The organism is Ancylomarina sp., from assembly GCF_041555295.1.
Lineage (GTDB): Bacteria > Bacteroidota > Bacteroidia > Bacteroidales > Marinifilaceae > Ancylomarina.
Genome location: NZ_JBFFKR010000317.1, coordinates 1 through 3,464 on the forward strand (window position 1 = coordinate 1; position 3,464 = coordinate 3,464).

The window sequence follows — 3,464 nt, forward strand, 5'->3', positions numbered from 1 at the left end:
GAATATGAGGAAGATGTCACCCTCGTCAATCTGGATGAACTGAATGAGCAGGATGAAATTAAAAACCTGAAAGTTGAAGAGAAAGAGGTCGAATGTATTTTAGAATAAATGGGAAGAGACGTAGCAGGGTGCTGCGTCTCTTTTTTTCGTCGGATGTCTTGTCCTGACTGCATTGTCCTCCAATTGCATTAACTACACTCATCCTTATCCTCTTCTTTCAATCGTTCCAGTTTATAAATCACTCTGTTGATATGAGCCGGACAGTTGATGTAGGCAATATCAGGATCATCTTCCCATGGGAAACTGCCTCCAAATTTTAAGACCTGTACTGCTGAATAAATTGATCCAAATGCACCCATGCACATGCCGGCAGGTGTGGTGCCCTTAATGATAAATTCCTTGCCTTTTTTATTTCCTAAGGGACAGGTTCCAACAATAGAAGCAACGGTCACTTTAATCGTGTGATATCTTATTTTTGTCATCTTTAGTTCCTCCCTATTTTTAAATAACAAAACTTCCTCCATTAACGGGTAAATACTCTCCATTCATATAATCAGATAAGGAAGATGCTAGAAACACAACAACTCCGGCAATGTCATCCGGCTGTCCCAAACGTTTTAATGGATTCATTACTGCTATCTTATCGTGCATCTCCTTGGATTGATTGGCTGTGGCATCAGTTAAAACAAGCCCCGGTCCAACGACATTTACAGTAATTCCAAGAGGACCCAATTCCATTGCCATGACTTTGGCAATACTGTCTACTGCCGATTTTGCGGCAGCATGTGCTGAGAAACCATAACCCGGATTTCGAGAAAGACCACTGCTTATAAAGATCAGTTTTCCGGACTTTTGTTCGATCATATTCTTCAAAACAGCTTGCGAACAATTGTATAAAGCCTTCATTTCGCCTGCAATCTTGGTGTTGATATCATCCCACGAGAGCTCGGTAAATGGTTTTATGGGAAAGTTAATGTTTGCATTATTAACCAAGATATCAACGATCCCAAATTCTTTTATAGTCGCCTCAACCATTTTATTTACAGACTCTGCATCTCTTACGTCAGCCTGAAAAATCATTCCAGATCCTTTAGTGTTTTTGATATAGCTTAGAACCTCTTCTGCCTTGGCTTTGCTGTTTAGATAGTTGATAACAACTGTTGCACCGTGGTAGGCAAGGGCTTTTGCTGTTGCTGCGCCTATTCCTCTACTGGCTCCTGTTACAATAACAACTTTACCTTCAATTTTAAGTTTCATATCGACCCTCCTTTTTTATCATTGATATAGGACTTTATTTTAATGAGCATTTTCTGCTGTGTGTAAGATCTTGCGTATTCAGTAGGGTGGAGTAGTATTCTGTTCTTACTTAAATATGGCAACTCATGATGATGTTTTTATGTATGTTTTCGGAAGCTGTTCAGAAGATGCATGACCTCTTTTGTAATCCCCTTCATGCTTACTGTTGATTTATCAGTATGCATGAAATCAGAGAAGCCAGGTAATTGCAAGTTCTGCTCCTTATCAATTTTACGAAACCCCATCGACCAGTCGGGAAAAGCTCGTTTGGTAATTGGTTCTTCCAAAAGTTTAACAATGTTGGAATGACGTGAATCTTTAGAAATGAGGTCGAAAATCTGGTGTATCGTTTCTCTATTTCCTTCAATAACCTGAATGAAGGCTTCATCGTTATAGAGAAGTAAGCCTGTGATGTTTTGAACCTCATTTTTTCTACGGATTGTTGCCAAGAGGCTATTCAATTCACTTTCTGATAATTCTTTTACTGAATAACTCAAATAGACAATATGGATTAAATCTGCCATAGTTGGGGGATTTTGATTCATGTCTACTAAATATACCAATACTTCTCCAAGAGGAAAAATAAAGCCAATTAAAAAGCCCTCACCAAATAAATGATGAGGGCTTAACTGATTCACACAGGTGGAAGCCAAGTGTGAAAAAGATCTTTATATATTACTTCAAAGGAAGTATTTGTCGGCCATATACAGCTTCGAAAAGTTGTGCCATTGCGATATAAATAGCTATAGAACCACAAATAACACCTTCGATACCAGCAATTGTATGAATTGTGTGGTTACCTGTAAAGCTTGCAGCTGCTAATAAAGCAAATAAGATAACAACCGAAGCAAATAGAATCGCCATAGCCTTACCTAATTTTAAAGTTACTACGAAGAATCCAAGAGAAAGAATACCCCAAACTGTTAGGAAGTATCCCATTGCTATAGGTGTAGGTGCTTCTCCCAAGCCCATTTTAGGCATTACTAATAGGGCTACCAATATCAGCCAAAAACTACCATAAGATGTAAAAGCCATGGTTCCGAAGATGTTGTTCTTCTTCCATTCCATAGATCCCACAATTATTTGTGTGATTCCTCCAAAAAAGATTCCCATTGCAAGAATCATAGTATCCATGCCAAATAAACCTGCATTATGAAGATTTAATAGGATAGTTGATAATCCAAATCCGCAAAGTCCTAATGGTCCAGGATTCGCTGTGTTGTCCTTTTGAATAATGAATTGTGTGTTTTCCATGTTAAATTTTTGTTGTAAAAGCAGCCGCAAAAGTATTCTTTTTATTAGATATAGCAACGCCAAAATTCAAATAATACCAGGAACTCTATTAAACTTAGTATTGACGTAACATAAGACTTCTGTTTGAGTGTTGTTGGTGTATTGAAAGCGAGCTTATTTAGAGAGTTTTGTAGCTTGGTGAAATGTGTGATTGCGTTTGTGATTAGAGTCATTTTAAATAAGGAAGTCCATTTTAAAAATAGACTAATTATGATTTTTCAGCGAGGGAAGAACTTGATGATTTAGTAGCAAAAAACCCTTACCAAATAAATGATAAGGGTTTAGCTTAGCTCACACAGGTGGAAGCCAGGTGTGAGAAAGATCTTTATATCTGATCCTTTAATAAAGGAAGATTGATCGATTAAATTCCTTGCAAAATTGGAGTTTGAAGTGTCAAACCAGAAACCCTTATTTTGTTCAGAAGCGCTGCAAAAGTAGACCTTTTATTTAATAAAACAATAGTAAAATTAAATTCTGTTGAATTTAATTCTCATTAGGAGATGTTAATGTAAAATAGTAATGTTTGTTAGTATTTGTGACATTGGAGAGAAGATTCTCTTAGTCAGTGTTATGCTGTTTTTTTTGTTGTGTTATTATCAGTAAGACATGGTATAGTAAATAAAAATATTTTTTTTGTTTTTGATGTCAGTAAGCTGTTGGGCATGTGAATTACCCTCGGAAAATACAAAAAGCAAAAAAACCGTCACCAAATAAATGATGACAGTTTAGCTTAGCTCACACAGGTGGAAGCCAGGTATGAGAAAGATCTTTATATCGAATTCTTATTAAAAGAATGATTGATCAGTTTAAACTTTTCAACTTACAGAGTCTGTATTGTTTCAAAGCGTTGGCAAAAGTATTGCTTTTATTAGATA

General features: G+C 36.5%; 4 protein-coding genes. All 4 read right to left on the bottom strand.

The window, feature by feature from the left end:
* Positions 1 to 188: 188 nt before the first annotated feature.
* The 4 genes from ABY905_RS15205 to ABY905_RS15220 all read right to left on the bottom strand — a co-directional run bounded on the left by ABY905_RS15205 (position 189) and on the right by ABY905_RS15220 (position 2,550).
* Positions 189 to 482, bottom strand: coding sequence for a TIGR04076 family protein (locus ABY905_RS15205; protein WP_372645397.1), 294 nt, complete (start codon positions 480 to 482; stop codon positions 189 to 191).
* 19 nt (positions 483 to 501) lie between these two features.
* Positions 502 to 1,257, bottom strand: coding sequence for an SDR family NAD(P)-dependent oxidoreductase (locus ABY905_RS15210; RefSeq protein ID WP_372645399.1), 756 nt, complete (start codon positions 1,255 to 1,257; stop codon positions 502 to 504).
* A gap of 137 nt (positions 1,258 to 1,394) precedes the next feature.
* Complete coding sequence (locus ABY905_RS15215) at positions 1,395 to 1,820, bottom strand: BLUF domain-containing protein (RefSeq protein WP_372645401.1); 426 nt, start codon at positions 1,818 to 1,820, stop codon at positions 1,395 to 1,397.
* Between the two features lie 151 nt (positions 1,821 to 1,971).
* Positions 1,972 to 2,550 carry an acetate uptake transporter gene (locus ABY905_RS15220; RefSeq protein WP_372645403.1) on the bottom strand — a complete coding sequence of 193 codons (579 nt, stop codon included), beginning with the start codon at positions 2,548 to 2,550 and terminating at the stop codon, positions 1,972 to 1,974.
* Positions 2,551 to 3,464 lie beyond the last annotated feature (914 nt).

Coding starts and splice junctions, on each gene's coding strand:
- ABY905_RS15205 (WP_372645397.1), bottom strand. CDS start 482: ATGACAAAAATAAGATATCACACGATTAAAGTGACCGTTGCTTCTATT.
- ABY905_RS15215 (WP_372645401.1), bottom strand. CDS start 1,820: ATGGCAGATTTAATCCATATTGTCTATTTGAGTTATTCAGTAAAAGAA.
- ABY905_RS15220 (WP_372645403.1), bottom strand. CDS start 2,550: ATGGAAAACACACAATTCATTATTCAAAAGGACAACACAGCGAATCCT.
- ABY905_RS15210 (WP_372645399.1), bottom strand. CDS start 1,257: ATGAAACTTAAAATTGAAGGTAAAGTTGTTATTGTAACAGGAGCCAGT.